Raw genomic sequence first — 18,080 nt, forward strand, 5'->3', positions numbered from 1 at the left:
AGGTGGTCATAATTAAGACCTAGCCTCAACCAGTGAAGGTGCTTTGTGCAAATCAGTCCGAATGATCACCGTGGCTATCGCCAGATTACACTCGATAACGGGTTACGTGTTTTATTGATCGAAGACGCACAAGCGCCGCGCAGTGCTGCAGCACTGACGGTGAATGTTGGCCACTTTTGTGACCCTGCTGATCGTGAAGGGTTAGCCCACTTCCTCGAGCACATGCTCTTTCTGGGCACAGAACTGTACCCAAAGGTCGGCGAATTTCAATCTTTCACCAGCCGTCACGGCGGCAGCAATAATGCCTGGACAGGCACCGAAAATACGACTTATTTCTTTGATATTCAACACGATTACTTTGAAGAAGCGTTAGAGCGTTTTGGGCAGTTTTTTTCTGCGCCACTGTTTAATGCTGACGCCGTAGATAAAGAGCGCAACGCGGTTGATTCAGAGTATCGTTTAAAGCTTCAAGACGATGTTCGCCGTATCTATCAAGTCCAAAAAGAAACCATCAATCCCGAACATCCCTTTTCCAAGTTTTCCGTTGGTAGCGCTGAAACCTTGGCAGATCGCGAAAACAGTTCGATTCGAGATGAGTTGATCGCCTTCTATCGCAGCCACTACAGCGCCAATCTGATGGCGGCATCCGTTACCGGGCCTTTTACTCTCGATTCCCTTGAAGAGCTAGCCCAAGAAACCTTTGAACTGATCCCAAACCACGATTTGCCGCTTTTCATTCCCGAAGTACCTTTTGTTGATATCCCTCAGCGGCAACAGTTTATTCGCATCGAGCCATTAAAAGACGTGCGCAAACTGACACTGGCATTCTCAATGCCAGCCACCGATGAACACTATCGCATCAAACCATTGTCTTACATTGCGAGTCTGCTTGGCTATGAAGGCATTGGCAGTGTTATGTCAATGCTAAAAAACAAAGGCTACATCAATAACCTCTCCGCTGGCGGGGGCATCAGCGGCTCGAACTTTCGTGAATTTACCGTCAGTGTCAGCCTGACGGAAGTTGGCCTGAACCACATTGACGATATTGTCGCCTATCTGTTTCAAGCGATTCACCTTATTCGTGAGCAAGGTTTGAACGAATGGCGTTACAAAGAAAAACGCGCGGTACAAGAAAAGGCATTTCGTTACCAAGAACCTTCTCGCCCCATTGATACTGTCAGCCATATGGTCCTCAATATTCAGCACTATGAAGAAGAAGATGTGCTTTATGGTGATTACATCATGGCGAAATATGACGAAGAATTGATCCGCCAGATGCTCAGTTATTTAACACCGGAGCACCTTCGTCTGACGTTGATTGCCAAAGGCGACAGCTATAATAAACAAGCCAAGTGGTACGACACGCCGTACAGTGTGATCCCCTTTACCGACGCGCAACGTGCAAAATGGCAAATCACGGATGTTTCGCCAGACCTTGCCTTACCCGAGCCCAATCCGTTTATCAGTTACGAACTCGACCCCGCGCAATTGGCATCGCCAAACACGACCTTGCCAGAGAAAATCCAAGAGTTACCAGGATTTTGCCTTTGGCATTTGCAAGACACCGATTTTCGCGTGCCTAAAGGCGTTGTGTATGTCGCTATCGATAGCCCTTATGCGGTGAAATCGGTTGAGAACATCGTTAAAACCCGCGTCAGTGTCGAAATGCTGCTTGAGGCTATCAACGAAGCGGCTTACCCCGCCGAGGTCGCTGGCTTGAGTTATAACCTCTACGCTCACCAAGGCGGCGTGACGTTAAAACTCAGTGGATTCAACGAAAAGCTGCCGATCCTGCTTGATTTGGTCTTGGATAAATTTGCCAATCGTGACTTTAAACCAGAGCGTTTTGAGATCATCAAAACACAACTGTTAAGAAGCTGGAAGAACGCGACTCAGAACAAACCCATCAGCCGATTGTATAATGCAATGACGGGCATATTGCAGCCAAACAACCCGCCATACGAGGCGCTTATCGAAGCGCTGGAACCGTTAGACGTGTCTACCCTTCCCAATTTTGTAAATCGAGTCATGTCTGAGTTACACGTCGAGATGTTCGTTTACGGCAACTGGCAGAAGCATCAAACGCTGGCATTGGCTGAATCAGTCAAAGATGCCCTTCGTGTTCATGATCAGCGTTATCAGGAATCCATTCGCCCATTGGTAATGCTCAAAGGTGCCGGCAACGCGGCATACCATTTAGATTGCAGTAATCAAGACTCCGCGGTACTGGTTTACTATCAAAGCCATGGCACAACGGCGCAAGATGTGGCGCTGTTCACTTTCGCCCAACATTTAGTATCTGCCATATTTTTCAACGAATTGCGCACAAAGCAGCAACTGGGATATATGGTGGGCTCCGGCAATATGCCGCTCAACCGCCATCCGGGTTTGATTTTCTACGTGCAATCGCCGCAAGCAGGCCCAACGAAACTGATAGAAGCCATTGATGACTTTCTGAATGCTTTCTTCTTAGTGCTACTTGAGCTTAATGAAGCACAGTGGCAAGCCAGCAAAGAGGGCTTAATCGCACAAATAGATGAGCCTGATGCAAACCTACGTGCGCGCGGTCAGCGACTTTGGGTGAGTATTGGCAATAAAGATGAGAAATTTGAACAACGTCAGAATGTCGCAAAATCTATCAAAAACATGGCGCGATCTGACATGGTGAAATTTGTTGTCGAGCAGCTTAAACCTCGCACGGCGGATCGGTTAATTATGCATAGCTGCGGCGGTGCGCATCCTGATCAGTGCATACCGGAAGACACTAACGAAATCGACTCTATTGCCGCATTTCGTCAGCATCGTTTAGAAAGAGATTAAAAAAATCCCCGACTCAGAGGTCGGGGATTTTTTACGTGTTTGCTTTGATTAATCAAAGAAACGCTTTTCTTCCGCAGCCATGGCTTTGAGCATTTCACACGGTGCAAATCGCTCGCCATATTTCGCTTCATGCTGTTCAAGCATTTCAACAAGGCGTTTAATGCCGATATGATCCATGTAACGGAACGGGCCACCAAGGAATGGTGGGAAGCCAATACCGAACACGGCACCAATGTCGCCATCACGCGCCGATTTCACCACGCCTTCGTCCAAACAACGTGCCGCTTCATTTAGCATCATCAATACGCAGCGCATCGCCAGTTCATGGCCAGAAAGCTGACTCTTCAGCTCTACACCCAGCAATCCGTAAACACGCTTATCGACTTCTTTCTTCTTGCCGTTGTAGACGAAGAAGCCTTTGCCCGTCTTGCGTCCTTTACGGCCATCGCTAAGCATGACATCGAACACATCTGGTGCACGGAAACGCTCGCCGAGTTCATTGAGCAGAATTGGGCTGATCTTCGCGCCAATATCAATACCCACTTCATCCAGCAGTGTGACTGGGCCAACTGGGAATCCAAAATCCAACAAGGCATTGTCGATGTGCTCGACAGATTCGCCTGCCAGCAAGGTCATGGCCGCTTCATTCATATATGGCGCTAGGATACGGTTCACATAGAAGCCCGCTTTATCGGCAACCACAATCGGGGTCTTGCCTTGCTTTTTCGCAAGCTTAACGACAGTTGCTATCGCCTTCTCAGACGTTCCCGCATGAGGGATCACTTCCACCAGCGGCATTTTATCAACAGGACTAAAGTAATGCAGGCCGACAATGTTTTCAGGCCGTTTTGCCCCTGCTGCAATTTGGTGAATAGGCAACGAAGAGGTATTGGTCGCGAATAGCGTATTTTCATTTAACGCTTCTTCCACTTCCGCAATCATCTTGTGTTTCAAATCAAGATCTTCAAACACCGCCTCAATCACCACATTACAACGATCCATGCCGCTGTAGTCTGTTGCGCCACTGATCCTAGCCATCTGCGATTGCAATTCCGACTTGGAGATAATGCGACGTTTGCGTTTTTTATCCAGTAACTTGTAGCTGTAGTTCATGGCGTTCAACAAGCCATCATTACTGACATCTTTGATCCGCACAGGAAGGTTTGCTTTGGTCGCTGACACATTCGCAATACCCGCTCCCATCAATCCGCCGCCCAGTACGGCTACACCCGTTACCGTATCTGGCTCGGCATCAGCGCCAGTTTCTTTTTTCATTGCTGTCGTGGCGAAGAAAATGCTGCGAAGTGATGCGGATTCATTCGTCATCACCAGCTCGCCAAAGCGTTTCGCTTCGAGCGCTAGCCCTTTCTCCACCCCTTTGTCCAAGCCATGTTTGATCACGTCAAGAATGGCTTCGGTGGCGGGATAATTGCCACGGGTTTTTGCGCGGGTTTTCTTGGCGGCTTGATCGAACACCACTGAGCGGCCTAGTGCATTGCCACCCATGGCCCAGCTTTGCCAGCTGTTCTGACGTTTAGGCTTTCCTTTTAGCGCTAACTCTTCAGCAACCCGAAGCAACACTGAGTGGGGTACAACATCATCGACGACACCCATTTTCTTGGCTTTTTTGGCACGCAGTTGCTTGCCTGTCAGGATCATATCCAGTGCACCTGCAACGCCAATCAAGCGAGGCAAACGTTGTGTACCGCCCGAACCCGGCAGCAAACCGAGCTGAACTTCTGGCAATCCAACACGCGTTTTATCATCGTCTGTGGCAACACGGCTGTGGCATGCTAGCGCCAATTCAAGACCGCCGCCCAAGCATGGTCCGTGAATCGCAGCGACGACATGAAACGGCAGTTTCTCGATACGAGAAAACAGCTTCTGCCCGTGCTCTGCAATGGCTTGTGCGTCTTCTGCTGTTTCACAGGCATCCAACATACGAACGTCTGCGCCAGCGACAAAATTATCCGGTTTAGCGGAATACAGTACCAAGCCTTTGATGTCTGTTTTGCTTTCAAGCTCGCTCAAGATACCGCTGATTTCATCAACAAAGGTCGCTTGAAGTGTGTTCATGCTTTCGCCAGGCACATCAATGCTCAGCCATGCAATGCCATCATCTCCGTGACGCAGCGAAAAGGCATTTGGGGTCATTGGTTCATTCATTATTCGGCCTCCAAGATCATTGCAGCACCTAAGCCACCCGCAGCACATGCGGTATTCAAGGCCAAACCGCCACCGCGACGACGTAGTTCGTTCAATGTTTGAGTGATCATGCGTGCGCCTGTTGCAGCAAACGGGTGACCGTAAGCCAAAGATCCGCCCAGCACGTTAAATTTGTCCATGTCGATCTCACCGATCGCTTGGCTTCGCCCGAGCTTTTGCTGTGCGAATGTCTTAGAGCCAAACATCTTCACATTCGACAATGCTTGGGCAGCAAATGCTTCATGCATGTCAATCAAGGTCAAATCAGCCAGGGTAATGCCCGCACGATCAAGTGCGATTGGTGTGGCGTATGACGGCCCCATTAGCATGTCGTGCTCAACTTGAATAGCGGCAAACGCATAAGAGCGGATGTAGCCCAAAGGCTTCAAACCCAGTTCTTTGGCGCGACCTTCACGCATCAGCATCACCGCGGCAGCGCCATCTGTCAAAGGTGTGCTGTTAGCGGCAGTCACAGAGCCATGTTTTCGATCAAACGCGGGACGCAACTTGGCGTAGCTTTCAACGCTGGAATCTTCGCGAATGTTGTTATCTTTATCAATCCACGCGCGATAAGGTTCGGGGAAGGCGGTCATTACTTCATCACGCACCAGCCCATCAGCCCACGCTTTTGCTGCAAGTGAATGAGAACGGTGCGCTAAAGCATCCTGATCTGCTCGGCTAATATGATGACTCTTGGCCATTTGCTCTGCAGTCTGGCCCATGCTCAAGCCCGTTGAATATTCGGCAACAGCAGGGGGAACAGGCGCGAGATCTTTCAAAGAAAGCTTGCTCAATAAACTCATACGCTTGCTGAGGGTTTTGGCTTTGCTCAAAGCAAGTAATGTCGCCGCAAGTTTCTTTGACACGCCAATAGGAAGCACTGACGAGGAGTCCGCACCACCGGCGATACCAATATCAATGGTTCCCGACATAATACTTTCTGTTACGTTAACAACAGACTGAAAGCTAGTGGCACACGCTCGGCTGACGCTGTAGGCATCCGTATGAATATTCATGCCTGTACCAAGCACGATCTCACGTGCAATGTTTGGCGCTTCTGGCATTTGCACCACCTGACCAAACACAAGCTGCTCGATCAGCTTAGGGTCAATCGCGGTACGGTTTAGCATTTCACTAACAACCATTTTGCCAAGATCGACAGCGGGCACATCAGCATATGCGGTAGATTGTCGTGCGAACGGGGTACGTAAACCCGCCACAACTGCGATACGTTCTCCCTGACGCGTAGTCAGGTTCTGGGGAGAGTTCATTGCCGCTCCTTGCTAGCATTAGAGGTCAGACCAGAAGAGTGTAACCAATTTGTTATCAGATTAAAACGGGCGTTTAATTGAATTGGAATGTCAAATATAGACAGGGACAGCAAATTTGCGATAAACATCGGGCTAGCCGTCGTAGTGGCCACCTTATCTCAGCTGTCAGCGATGAGATACGGTCGAAGATTGGCAAAAAAGAAAATAACTGAATTTTGAGCAAAAAAAACCACACCTAATAGGTGTGGTAAAATTTTTGGAAAGCAATTGTGTATCAAATTCAATTAACGTAAAGCCAATTGCAAGTCAGGTCTAAGACCTGAGGAGAAAGTAAAGTCAGCCTTCAAAAAAAGGAAGTTGTCATCTTGCTCAACTCAGTCACGCACAGCCAAGGTCCGGTAAACCAGCGAAACCTGCAGCGCGCTCCCAGATGACAGTGCCTACTATACCCATAGAAAACGGCGACTTTTTGAACCAGATCAATTTTTCGCCTGATTATCCTCCATCACTTCTCGCCATGAGTGTTGCACCGAAATTCCCCACAAATATAAGCAACTCAATCCATAATGACATTGTAAGAGCAATTGTCTTATTAGCGCGATTCAAATGCGTATCGTTTTTCTGCCTATGATTAGACGCATTTACCGAGGTAACATGGTCCTCAATGCAATTATTTTTAATGCTACACACTTGTAAAATCAAAACTTTCAGGAAGAAAGCCCATGGTTTTGAAAATATTTGGAAAGAAATCGTCAACTTCCAAGGTCTCTACTGATATGGAAAAACAAAGACGATATGAAGCGCTCGTGAGAGCTTGGCACAGAGATCTTTATCGCTACGCTTACTGGTTGACGAAAGACCAGCATGTAGCAGAAGATCTTGTACAGGAGACGTGTCTCCGTGCTTGGCGATCGCTCGATAGCCTTCAAGATGATAACGCAGCGAAAGCATGGCTGATCACCATTCTTCGCCGAGAAAACGCACGCCGATTTGAGCGTAAACAACTCGAATTAGTAGACATTGATGACCATCAGGTGGCAGATAATACGCAGCCTAGTGAAGAAGCCTCGGTAGAACAGCAATGGCTTCACAAGCAGATAATGCGTTTGTCACCGGAATATCGCGAACCGCTTGTTTTGCAAGTTATGGCTGGATTCAGTGGTGAAGAAATCGCTGAGATCATGGATCTCAACAAGAATACGGTGATGACACGTTTGTTCAGAGCGAGAAACCAATTGAAAGAGTTCATGGACAGTCAAAACGAAACTCAACGAGGAGCGAAGAATGGACGAGCTTGAATTTCGTCGCCGCCTTTTGGCTGACCCTCAAGATAATGATCCCGAGCTATCAGCGGCGAAGTTATCTTCACCTGCCAATCAAAAGTTGGCCTCTGAACTCGACAGTTTGGATGCATTAATTGATCAAGCTTTGCGTGTTGATGTGCCCGATGATTTGGTCGACAAAGTGTTGTTTAAACAAAGCAGCCATGTGATCCGTGAAAAAAGAAAACCAAAGTTCCATTTGGCTATCGCGGCCTCAATTGCTTTTGTGTTTGGTGTGATGTTGGGTCAATTTAACTGGCAGACCATTCCGCTTTCACCCAATCAACAGAACTTGGGTCAAATTGCGCTTCAGCATTATTACGATGAGACAGATTTCACTCGAGATATTAATGAGGGCGTAAGCCTTCACCAAGTAAACGCTAAGCTTTCCCCAATTGGCGAAGCCTTCAGTGGGTCTCTGCCAGGCCAAGTTTCTTACCTCAATCATTGCAGCTTTGATAAAAAGCATGCGGTGCACATGGTATTGAAAGCAGACAATGGTGAAGACTTTACGGTGTTTGTAGTGCCTCAGAATTCTCCAGCCATGGAAAAATTCAGTGATGGCAACATGGAAGCCATTTCGCTCCCGGCCAATAACAGCAGTGTGATTGTAGTCGGTAAAGAAGGCTCAGATGTATTGCCTATTGCAGAGCAGCTTCAGCTTCATCTGAACCAAAAAGCGTAAGCACACAACCTATTACATTTTAAAAGGGAGCCTTTGGCTCCCTTTTTATTTCCTTTAAAGAACAGTTACCTGCACCGTCTCTGCTTCTGTTTCAAAACAGCGTCCCGTAACTGGTCAGATTTCCTAATAATGAGCTTCACAATAGAATCCGCCCAGCTTATTTAAAAAGCACATAAAATTATAAAACTATTATAAATTTCATTGGATTAATTCACACCATGAATAAGAAGCGTCTGTTTATCCGTTCAGCAGTGGCAATTGCTGTAGCGGCAAGTTCTACATCAGCTCTCGCGGCTGGTTTCCAATTAAATGGTCAATCTGCTACTGGCCTAGGCCGTGCTTTCGCTGGTGACGCTGTTATCGCTGATAATGCATCTGTCATGGCACGTAACCCTGCAGCAATGGCGCTGTTCGATGCGCCTGAACTGTCTGTGGGTCTGATTGCAATTGATACCGATGTGGTAGTGAAAGGTACAACCTACTCACCTATCATGCTTGGTGAACGTTCTTTGGACGATGCACAAGCTGGTGACATTTCGTATGTACCAAACATCTTCTATGTACACCCGATCAATGAAAAATTTGCTGTTGGTGCAGGTATTTACTCAAACTTCGGCACAAAAACTGAATTCGACACTGATTATGCAGCCAATGAGTTAGGCGGCCTGACTGACGTTAAAAGCGTCAACTTTGCATTGAGTGGTTCATTCCGAGTTAATGAGCAATTGAGCTTTGGTGCTGGTATCGACTTCATCCAAGGTACAGGTAAGCTCAAGCGCTCTGGCCTAGAGTACGTCGGCCAAGCTATTCCATCGTTTGCAGACAGTGTTGGCGATAACATGCTTAACATTGATGCAGAAGGTACTGGCATTGGCTGGAACCTAGGTACCGTTTATGAAGTCAATGAGAAGCACCGCTTTGGTCTAAGCTACCGCCATAGTCCAGATATCAAAGCAGACGGCGACACCATGATCTACAAAGGCGAACAGCTAACAGGAGACCTCGTTCTTCCTCTGCCAGACATCGCTGAGTTCTCTGGTTACCACTTGCTGACCAACAAGTTTGCTATGCACTACTCTGTTCAGTGGATTGAGTGGAGCACTTTTGACCAGCTTGCGACGACAGATGGCGTTGTTCTGAATGAGTACAATTGGCAGGATGGCATGCACTACTCGATTGGTGGTACTTACTACCTGAACAACGACTGGACACTTCGTGCCGGTTACATGTATGACACCAGTGCACAAGATCAGAAGAAATCAATTTCTGTACCCGATTCAGATCGCCAATGGGTATCTGCAGGTTTCACCTATCAGGCAACCAAAAACTCGACCATTGATTTCGGTCTGACTTACCTAATGGGTCAAGATGTGGAAGTGAATGACAAGTTGGTGACAGACCTGCCTGGTGGCGGTGAACTTCAACTGTCTGAAGTCAATGCGACAACCCGCGCCAACGCTTGGTTGTACGGCATTCAGTACAGCTACCAGTTCTAATCAAGAACAACGAACACCAAGGGGAGCATTGGCTCCCCTTTTCTTTATCTCGTTTCCTTCAGCACCCGCCACATCACTCTATTGGCAGTATTTTTCAGCGTACATTAGTTCGCTCAAGTCCGCATTTATCGATACAAGTGTTCGCTGAGTTTCAGCGTACACCTGTGCCAAACACCACTTCATATAGACGATCTATCGGAAGATGGAATGCATGACAAAATTTCCATCTAAAAATATTCAACCTAGTTCATTAAAATTGCATCCAAAGCGTTGGTCAGTACCCTATAGCGACCTTCAAAAACAAGAAATATATAATGAACAAGAACAAACTTCTTCCGTTGGCAATTGCCGCAGCACTTGGCTCTCTTTCTTCCACCTCAGCAATGGCTGCTGGTTTCCAGCTTGCAGAGTATTCTGCAACCGGCCTTGGTCGTGCGTACGCAGGCGAAGCAGCAATGGCGGATAACGCCGCGGCACAGTTCCGTAACCCAGCGATGCTGACGTACCTGCCTGGTACACAAGTATCCACTGGTATGATCTACGTTGACCCGAACGTTGATGTAGATGGCACTACCACTAGCCTGACTGGCAAAGAAACTGCGACGTCATCACATGATTTTGCTGATGCTGCCGTCGTACCAAACTTCTATGTGTCACACCAAGTGAACGATCAGGTGTTCCTTGGTTTGGCACTGAGCTCTAACTTCGGTATGCACACCAAGCTAGACGACAACTTCAAAGGCACGCAATTTGGCAATGAAGCCTCTGTGATGACCATGGAAATTAACCCTAACGTTGCTTACCGCATCAACGACCAATTCTCCATTGGTGGTGGTGTTCGCTTTGTCATGGGTGAAGGCAGCATTGGTGCGAAGAGCTCTGGTGGATTCGCTCCAAAGGGCACAACACTAAAGTTCATGGAAGGTGATGACACTTCTTGGGGTTGGCAGGCTGGTGCTGCTTGGCAGATCAATGATACCAACCGAATTGGCTTTAACTACCGTTCAGAAGTTGAGCTGAACCTAGAAGGTCATGCAGAAGGCCTAGCTTTCAACCTATACAACGGCGGCACATCGCCTCTTACTGACATGGTTCAATACGCTGGCAGCATGGGACTAACCTTGCCCGCCACTGCCGAGCTTGCTAGCTTCCATCAGTTGACTGACAAGGTTGCGGTACATGCTAGCGTGAACTGGACTGACTGGAGCACGTTTGAGAAGCTAGAAGCGAACATTCCTTCATTGTCTGTTCCTTCACAAATCGTGAAGCAAGAGAACTGGAAAGATAACTACCGCTTTGCCGTGGGTGCGACTTACCAACTCAATGATAAAACGCAATTGCGTTCGGGCGTTGCATACGATATGGCTGCTGTGGATGACGCTAACCGCACTATCACTATTCCAGAAACAGACCGTTTGTGGCTGAGCCTAGGTGCAGGTTATGCGTGGTCTCAAAATCTGACGTTGGATGCAGGCTTTACCTACATCTTCGCAAAAGACGCAGATGTTGTTGAACCTCGCCCAGGCATCGCCTCTGATGCATCTGGTGCGGCATTCGGCGGTAAGTTTGAAGGCCAAACAACCGGCAGCGTATGGTTAGCGGGTGTTCAAGCGACCTATCGCTTCTAAGTAAGCAGATATAAAAAATGGCCACTCATTGAGTGGCCATTTTTGGTTTTAGTAATCATCTATTTCGTCTAACAAGTCTTCGTCAAGGTACTCGTCATCCGGTTCAGGTTCTTCAATCGCTTTGCCACCACGCGCTTTAAATGCTTTGTGCTGCAAATAAGCATCGCGGGCAAATGCATACGGATCAGGAGAATTCTCTAGCAATGGTTCTTGAGGCACGACCGCCGCGCGACTTTCCATTCCGTCCAACGCCCACTTGATGATTGATTGTGGTAGCGTCAACAGCGACAGCGGAGGATAGAGATCGTCGACCATGTCACCTGCACCTTCACGCAAAGTTATCGGACCATATATTGGCACCATAAAGTAAGGGCCTTGTCCGATATCGTAGTATCCCATGGCATCACCAAACTGACGGTCGTCCAGTTTTTGAATATTTGCTGCCGAGGCGATATCTATCAAGCCTGCCAGTCCAAAAACGGTATTAATCCAAAAACGATTAAAATGAGTGACCGCCGCCTCGCCTTCCAGCATAACAATACTGTTCACCATACTCGCGGGCTCGCCCAGGTTATCAATAAAATTTGAAACCCCTGTTCTGGCAAAGCTCGGTACGTAGTTGACATAAGCGAGGGAAACCGGACGGGCTACGTACGGATCCAGAATGTCGTAGTTGAAAGCCCACATGGTGCGATTGAATCCTTCAAAAGGGTCATTCGGGTGCGAGATATCAAATTCAGTATTTGTTTCCGCATCCACAGCGCTCTCATCAGGCGCCTGCGCACAACCACTCAATCCAATAATAACGCCAACTGCCAATATCAGACGTTTCCACATTATTAATATTTTTCCTAAAAAAGAGGCTGGTTATTCACCAGCCTTATCCATTTTTCCTCAATTATACCCGAGTAACGTCAAAATGCATGCTCAGATAAGAACGACATGTCAAAGTGGGTCGGCGATAATTCGGCTAATTCTTTTGGTTAATCACTATCTGTGATGAACCGCCTAGGGCAAATGGCTCACTCTCACCAAACCAATCGCCTTCTTTAGTCATCACATTGCCATCACGATCAATGCGAGCTTTGACCAGCACATTTGGCAGTGACGACATCAGACGCTCTGGGATCATACTGTCTGCATCGGTGAGCTCCACATCCAGCGGGAAACTGCTGAGAGGGATTCGCTTCGCGGCCACGGGCATCGGCGCACCGTCGGCAGAGTGAACAGAAACAATAAGCACGCCCTCATCAGGAATACCGACTGCGTCATCCAATGAAATTGTCACAGAAACCGTTTGACCATTTCCTGCGCCAACTTGTGCTTGTGCGCGTGCAATACTGCGATCCAGCATCGAGATACGAGGGTCGTTTTCAGGCAGAAGCTGCTTCATGGTTGACCAAGCGGCAATGGCTTCATCATATGCATTGCGCTCGAACGCTTCGAATGCAAGTAGAGACAAGGCTTGCAGGTTGCCATGATCTTTCTTAATAACCTGACGCAGCAAATTTCGTGCTGTTTCAACGTTTGTCTCGTCACCACTCAACATCAACGACTGCGCGTAACCAAGCTTCACATCGTTGTCATTTGGCATGAGTCGATACGCTTTACCCATCGCGCCTTCCGCGGTTTGAATATCACGATTCGCCAAACCAATGCGACCTAGCAGCAACCAGCCCATGGCATCGTCTGGCGTTTGTGAAAGCTTAGTACGAAGCGACAAAGTGAGATCAGCCATTTCTTGATCGGTCATTGGCTCTTCGCTGTCAGACATCAGACGACGCGATAACTCAGGTAATCGTTCTGCAGTTTCCTGCCATGCAACCACCTGCTGCTGATTGCCTTCGAGAAAGTACAGGGAATAACTCAAGCCAACCAGGATAAGTACGCCCGGTAAAAGCATCAGCATTGACACTTTATTTTGTGTCTTTGCTTTATCCCCTTCAGGAATATCATCTAGCAGCGATTGTTGAAGCTCCAATGCCAACTCGCTTTGGTTGTCTACTAAACCTTCTTCTGTTTCTTCTTCCAATTCATCCATGCGGTCACGGAAGAACGCTTTATTCAATTCATCACGACTGGCCGCTTCATCTTGGTCTTTACCCAGATAGATCGGCACGACAAAGAGTCCAACAGAGACAAGTACCATCAAGGCTGTGATCAGCCAGAACCACAATTCGGTCATCCGTTTGTATCCTTGTTATCTTTATTTGCGGATTGGTTATTTGCAGTGTCTCCACCCAACAACGCGGCGAGACGCGCTTGCTCGTCAGTGTCTAGTTGTGCTTTCTCTGCCTGTGCTTTTGGTTTGCGGCTACGCATGACCAACACAGTAAATCCGATAAGCACAAACAGTGCTGGTCCCGCCCACAAAATCAACGTAGAAGCCGTTACCGGTGGACTATAGGTAACAAAGTTGCCATAACGCGCCACCATGTATTCCACAATCTCATCTTCATTCTTGCCTTGTTTGAGCATCTCATAGACTTTCAAACGAAGGTCTTGAGCCAACCCGGCATTCGAATCTGCGATATTGTTGTTCTGGCACTTAGGGCAACGAAGCTCTTTGCCGAGTTTATGGAAGGCATCTTCTTGTTGCGGCGTATCGAATTCATACACCTCAATCGCGGCAGACACCGAAAATACAGCACTGCTTGCCAATAGCAGCAAGAGCCAAAAGCGCTTGATCATCCTTTGGCCTCCGCCAGCATTTTCTCATACATAGGGCCAAGCTTGTCCTGCCAGTTACGTTCGTTAACGTCACCAACATGGCGATAACGAATCACACCGTTAGCATCTATGAGGAATGTTTCTGGTGCGCCATAAACGCCCAGATCGAGACCTAGCATGCCGTTACCATCAAACAGGCTCACCAAGTAAGGGTTGCCCAATTTATTCAACCAGCCGATGGCTTTAACACGATCGTCTTTGTAGTTAAGGCCAATGATTTTTACGCCATTTGCCGCCAACTCATTGAGATACGTATGTTCGGCATAACAGGTTGGACACCATGTTGCCCAAACATTCAGTAATAACGGCTGGCCTTTGAAGATGTCTTGATCATAAAGCTTGCCCGCTTCGGTGAGATCTTCGAGACGAAACTCTGGCACAGGTTTACCCACCAACACAGACTCCAATTTCGTGGGGTCATCCCCTTGTGCATTATTTAAAAGCTGCCCAAGAAGAAAAACAACAACCACAAAAAACAAGCCCAGCGGGATAAAGAGTACAGGACGTTTCACGCTTAAACCTCCTTCACAGATTCGACAGAGACTGCCTCATCTGATTTCTTACGGAAACGGTAACGCTTGTCAGACATGGCCAGTAATCCACCAATGGACATGACCAATGCACCGAACCAAATCCAGCGTACGAACGGCTTGTAGTAGATACGAATGGCCCAAGCACCATCATCCAAACGCTCTCCCATCGCAATATACAAATCACGAGTAATACCGCGATCGATGTCTGCTTCGGTCATCATTGAACGCTGCACGGTGTAGAAACGCTTTTCCGCATGCAATGTATTGATGCGCTTGTCACCAAGGTAAATGTCGAAATCTGCAACATAGCCATCGTAGTTAGGGCCATCTTTGTCTCGCAAACCCGCAAAGTGGAATTCATAGCCTTGCATCTGAACGCGCTCACCTGGCGCCATCTTTACATCTCGTTCAATGTCGTAATTTTGCACCATCGCAATACCCAAGATTGAAATCGCAAGACCAAGATGCCCAAACACCATCGCCCAATGACTGCGACCTAACTTGCCTAATCCGGTCATCAAATCGTGACGGTGCGTAGCACGTTGGTACAGTTCTACCGAGAGTAGAATAGCAATCCAAAGCCCCATCACTGCGCCTAGCGCCGCTAATGGTTTAAAGGTATCAGCAAAAATCCAAACCAGACCAACACCAATAACAACAGATGCCACACCGCTGAAAAGGACTTCCTTTTTCACGTTTTTCAGGTTGTCACGTTTCCAACGAATTAGCGGTCCAATACCGAGAAGGAAAACAAAAGGAACAGAGAGCCACGTAAACAGCAGATTAAAGAAAGGTTCTCCGATGGAGACTGAACCCAAACCAATCTGTTTGTGTACCAACGGCAACAACGTACCAAGAAGCACAACCACCAGCGCGGCAATCAGGAAAATATTGTTTGCGAGCAGCACGTTCTCACGCGATACCAACTCGAAGTTGCCTCGTGAGCGCACTTCTGACGCGCGCAGTGCATAGAGCAATAATGAACCACCGATAACTGCAACAAGGAATGCCAAAATAAACAAGCCACGCGCAGGATCAGAAGCAAAAGCATGAACGGAAACCAGAACACCAGAACGTACTAAGAAGGTTCCTAACAAGCTGAGAGAAAACGCTGAAATTGCCAGAAGTACTGTCCAAGCCTTAAACGTGCCACGCTTTTCTGTGACCGCCAACGAGTGCATCAATGCCGTACCCGCAAGCCAAGGCATGAATGATGCGTTTTCGACAGGATCCCAGAACCACCAACCACCCCAGCCAAGTTCGTAATAAGCCCACCATGAACCCAGTGCGATACCCATGGTTAGGAAAACCCACGCGGCCGTCGTCCAAGGGCGAGACCAACGCGCCCATGCGGTATCAAGGCGTCCGGCCATTAATGATGCAATGGCGAAAGCAAACGCGACTGAGAAGCCGACATAACCCATGTAAAGCATTGGCGGGTGAATAATCAAACCCGGATCTTGCAGCAGTGGATTGAGATCTCGGCCGTCAACAGGGAAGTAAGGCAATGTGCGTTCAAACGGATTCGACGTGACAATAATAAACAGTAAGAAGCCAACACCGATCATGCCCATAACAGCCAAGACTCGCGCGACAGATTCTTGCGGCATACCGCGGCTAAATATGGCTACAGCGAGTGTCCATCCCGCTTGGATCAATACCCAAAGCAGCAATGAGCCTTCATGTGCCCCCCACACCGCCGTTAGACGGTAATACCAAGGCAACGCACTGTTGGAATTACTGGCTACATAGGTAACCGTAAAGTCATTAACGTAAAATGCCCAGCTCAGCGCAAAAAATGACATGAGTAGCATGAGGAACATGCCGATGGCCAACGGGCGCGCCGAGCGCATCATGGCTTGGTTTCCGATTTGCGCACCCCATAGCGGGTAAATGCTCAGCAACACCGAAAAACCCAGTGAAATCATTAGGGCAAAATTGCCCAGTTCAGCAATCATTAGTAGCTACCTTGTTGTTGCTCAGTATATTCAAGCGGCGTATGGCTCTTGTTCATTGCTTCCGCAATTTCCGGTGGCATATATTCTTCGTCATGCTTTGCAAGCACTTCGCTCGCATACACAGTCGTTGCATCCATGAGTTCACCCTGCGCAACGATACCTTGCCCTTCACGGAATAAATCCGGAAGAATACCTTCAAACACAACAGTGACTTCAGGGCCAATGTCCGCCACTTTGAATGTTACTTTTAGTGATTCAGGGTCACGACTCACTGAGTTTTCAACCACCATACCGCCAATGCGTAACCGCTGACCAACATAGGGTTTAGAACCGTCAGGTTTGCCTTGCACGATCTCTGATGGCGTGTAGAAGAGATCCATGTTCTGATTCAGTGCATAGACCATCAAACCAACGGTTGAGCCAACACCCAGTACCAGAGCGAGAGCTAGCCCTAGTCGTTTTTTACGTCTCGGGTTCATAATGTGTTCTCCATCTTTTGGGCTTTCTCAATGCGTTGCTCTCGGGCAACTTTGTTCTTTATTTCACGATACAATTTACGTCGTGTGAGATGGGACGAAAACACCACCCAAAACATGGCGAAAAACGTAATCGCGAATGAACTCCAAACATAAGCGGCATAGCCGCCCATGTCTAAAAATGCGGAGAAGGAACTAAAATGCATGGCTAGGCTCTCTCTACCAATTCACGGACCCATGGACGGTGCGATTCTCGTTGTAAAATTTGGTTTTTCAGCGCCATCAAGGTCGCTGCACCAAAGAACAATGCAAAGCCAAGTATGTTAAGCAGCAACGGCCACAACATCTCAGAGGCTATCGATGGTTTGGCAAACTTGGTGATTGTCGCGCCTTGATGCAGGGTATTCCACCACTCTACTGAGAAGTGAATAATCGGCAGGTTAATCACACCAACCATCGCCAAAATACCCGCGGCACGAGCGGCCGTGCGATCGTCATCGAACGCGTTATAGAGCGCGATAACACCCAGATATAAGAACAACAGAATAAGTTCAGACGTTAGACGTGCATCCCATACCCACCAGGCTCCCCACATCGGTTTGCCCCATATTGCGCCTGTGACCAGTGCAATAAAGGTGAACACTGCGCCCACAGGTGCCATCGCCGCCGCCGCCCAATCAGACGTTTTGATTTGCCAAACCATGCCAATAAACGCAGCAATGGCCATCGACATATAGGCACCCATCGACCATATGGCCGCAGGCACATGAATGTAAATAATTCGGAAGCTATCGCCTTGCTGATAATCAGCCGGAGCGAATGCCAAACCCCAAACAGTACCCGTCATCAAAGACAACAATGCCAACACTGCAAACCACGGAAAAAGCGTATTACACAATTTGTAGGTTGCCTCAGGCTTGGCATAAGGATGAAGCCATTTCCACATTACTTTATCG

15 protein-coding genes are annotated in these 18,080 nt (G+C 48.0%); 5 read left to right on the forward strand and 10 right to left on the reverse strand.

From position 1 onward, the window contains the following. Nucleotides 1-45: 45 nt before the first annotated feature. Complete coding sequence (locus ACED36_RS15485) at nucleotides 46-2,820, forward strand: insulinase family protein (RefSeq protein WP_016960174.1); 2,775 nt, start codon at nucleotides 46-48, stop codon at nucleotides 2,818-2,820. Nucleotides 2,821-2,868: 48 nt separating this feature from the next. Here the strand turns inward: ACED36_RS15485 and fadJ are convergent, their stop codons facing one another. Further along, nucleotides 2,869-4,986, reverse strand: a complete 2,118-nt coding sequence (gene fadJ / locus ACED36_RS15490) for a fatty acid oxidation complex subunit alpha FadJ (protein ID WP_016960173.1) — start codon at nucleotides 4,984-4,986, stop codon at nucleotides 2,869-2,871. Next, nucleotides 4,986-6,296, reverse strand: a complete 1,311-nt coding sequence (gene fadI, locus ACED36_RS15495) for an acetyl-CoA C-acyltransferase FadI (protein WP_016960172.1) — start codon at nucleotides 6,294-6,296, stop codon at nucleotides 4,986-4,988. The genes fadJ and fadI overlap by 1 nt, the downstream gene beginning before the upstream one ends. A 722-nt stretch (nucleotides 6,297-7,018) precedes the next feature. Here fadI and ACED36_RS15500 point away from each other — a divergent pair. The 4 genes from ACED36_RS15500 (at nucleotide 7,019) to ACED36_RS15515 (ending at nucleotide 11,427) form a co-directional block, all read left to right on the forward strand. Continuing rightward, nucleotides 7,019-7,594: a sigma-70 family RNA polymerase sigma factor gene (locus tag ACED36_RS15500; protein ID WP_016960170.1), complete on the forward strand. Its 576-nt coding sequence runs from the start codon at nucleotides 7,019-7,021 to the stop codon at nucleotides 7,592-7,594. Next, nucleotides 7,581-8,303, forward strand: a complete 723-nt coding sequence (locus tag ACED36_RS15505; RefSeq protein ID WP_016960169.1) for a DUF3379 family protein — start codon at nucleotides 7,581-7,583, stop codon at nucleotides 8,301-8,303. The genes ACED36_RS15500 and ACED36_RS15505 overlap by 14 nt, the downstream gene beginning before the upstream one ends. Nucleotides 8,304-8,521: 218 nt before the next feature. Continuing rightward, nucleotides 8,522-9,799: an outer membrane protein transport protein gene (locus ACED36_RS15510; protein WP_016960168.1), complete on the forward strand. Its 1,278-nt coding sequence runs from the start codon at nucleotides 8,522-8,524 to the stop codon at nucleotides 9,797-9,799. Nucleotides 9,800-10,113: 314 nt separating this feature from the next. Continuing rightward, complete coding sequence (locus ACED36_RS15515) at nucleotides 10,114-11,427, forward strand: outer membrane protein transport protein (RefSeq protein ID WP_016960167.1); 1,314 nt, start codon at nucleotides 10,114-10,116, stop codon at nucleotides 11,425-11,427. Nucleotides 11,428-11,475: 48 nt separating this feature from the next. Here the strand turns inward: ACED36_RS15515 and ACED36_RS15520 are convergent, their stop codons facing one another. The 8 genes from ACED36_RS15520 to ACED36_RS15555 all read right to left on the reverse strand — a co-directional run bounded on the left by ACED36_RS15520 (nucleotide 11,476) and on the right by ACED36_RS15555 (nucleotide 18,070). After that, nucleotides 11,476-12,264, reverse strand: a complete 789-nt coding sequence (locus ACED36_RS15520) for a VacJ family lipoprotein (RefSeq protein WP_016960166.1) — start codon at nucleotides 12,262-12,264, stop codon at nucleotides 11,476-11,478. Nucleotides 12,265-12,397: 133 nt separating this feature from the next. Next, nucleotides 12,398-13,612 (reverse strand): c-type cytochrome biogenesis protein CcmI, encoded by a 1,215-nt coding sequence (gene ccmI / locus ACED36_RS15525; RefSeq protein ID WP_016960165.1) that lies wholly within the window; start codon nucleotides 13,610-13,612, stop codon nucleotides 12,398-12,400. After that, nucleotides 13,609-14,115: a cytochrome c-type biogenesis protein gene (locus ACED36_RS15530; protein WP_026023985.1), complete on the reverse strand. Its 507-nt coding sequence runs from the start codon at nucleotides 14,113-14,115 to the stop codon at nucleotides 13,609-13,611. The genes ccmI and ACED36_RS15530 overlap by 4 nt, the downstream gene beginning before the upstream one ends. Continuing rightward, on the reverse strand, nucleotides 14,115-14,669 hold the full coding sequence (locus ACED36_RS15535; RefSeq protein WP_016960163.1) for a DsbE family thiol:disulfide interchange protein: 555 nt from the start codon (nucleotides 14,667-14,669) through the stop codon (nucleotides 14,115-14,117). Before ACED36_RS15535 ends, ACED36_RS15530 begins: the two co-directional genes overlap by 1 nt. Before the next feature lie 2 nt (nucleotides 14,670-14,671). After that, on the reverse strand, nucleotides 14,672-16,648 hold the full coding sequence (locus ACED36_RS15540) for a heme lyase CcmF/NrfE family subunit (RefSeq protein WP_016960162.1): 1,977 nt from the start codon (nucleotides 16,646-16,648) through the stop codon (nucleotides 14,672-14,674). Further along, nucleotides 16,648-17,127 carry a cytochrome c maturation protein CcmE gene (gene ccmE, locus ACED36_RS15545; protein WP_016960161.1) on the reverse strand — a complete coding sequence of 160 codons (480 nt, stop codon included), beginning with the start codon at nucleotides 17,125-17,127 and terminating at the stop codon, nucleotides 16,648-16,650. Before ccmE ends, ACED36_RS15540 begins: the two co-directional genes overlap by 1 nt. After that, nucleotides 17,124-17,330 carry a heme exporter protein CcmD gene (gene ccmD, locus ACED36_RS15550; RefSeq protein WP_016960160.1) on the reverse strand — a complete coding sequence of 69 codons (207 nt, stop codon included), beginning with the start codon at nucleotides 17,328-17,330 and terminating at the stop codon, nucleotides 17,124-17,126. The genes ccmE and ccmD overlap by 4 nt, the downstream gene beginning before the upstream one ends. Nucleotides 17,331-17,332: 2 nt before the next feature. Further along, complete coding sequence (locus ACED36_RS15555) at nucleotides 17,333-18,070, reverse strand: heme ABC transporter permease (RefSeq protein ID WP_016960159.1); 738 nt, start codon at nucleotides 18,068-18,070, stop codon at nucleotides 17,333-17,335. Between the last annotated feature and the right edge of the window lie 10 nt (nucleotides 18,071-18,080).

Source organism: Enterovibrio sp. FF113 (assembly GCF_041439165.1).
In the GTDB taxonomy this organism is placed as follows: domain Bacteria; phylum Pseudomonadota; class Gammaproteobacteria; order Enterobacterales; family Vibrionaceae; genus Enterovibrio; species Enterovibrio norvegicus_A.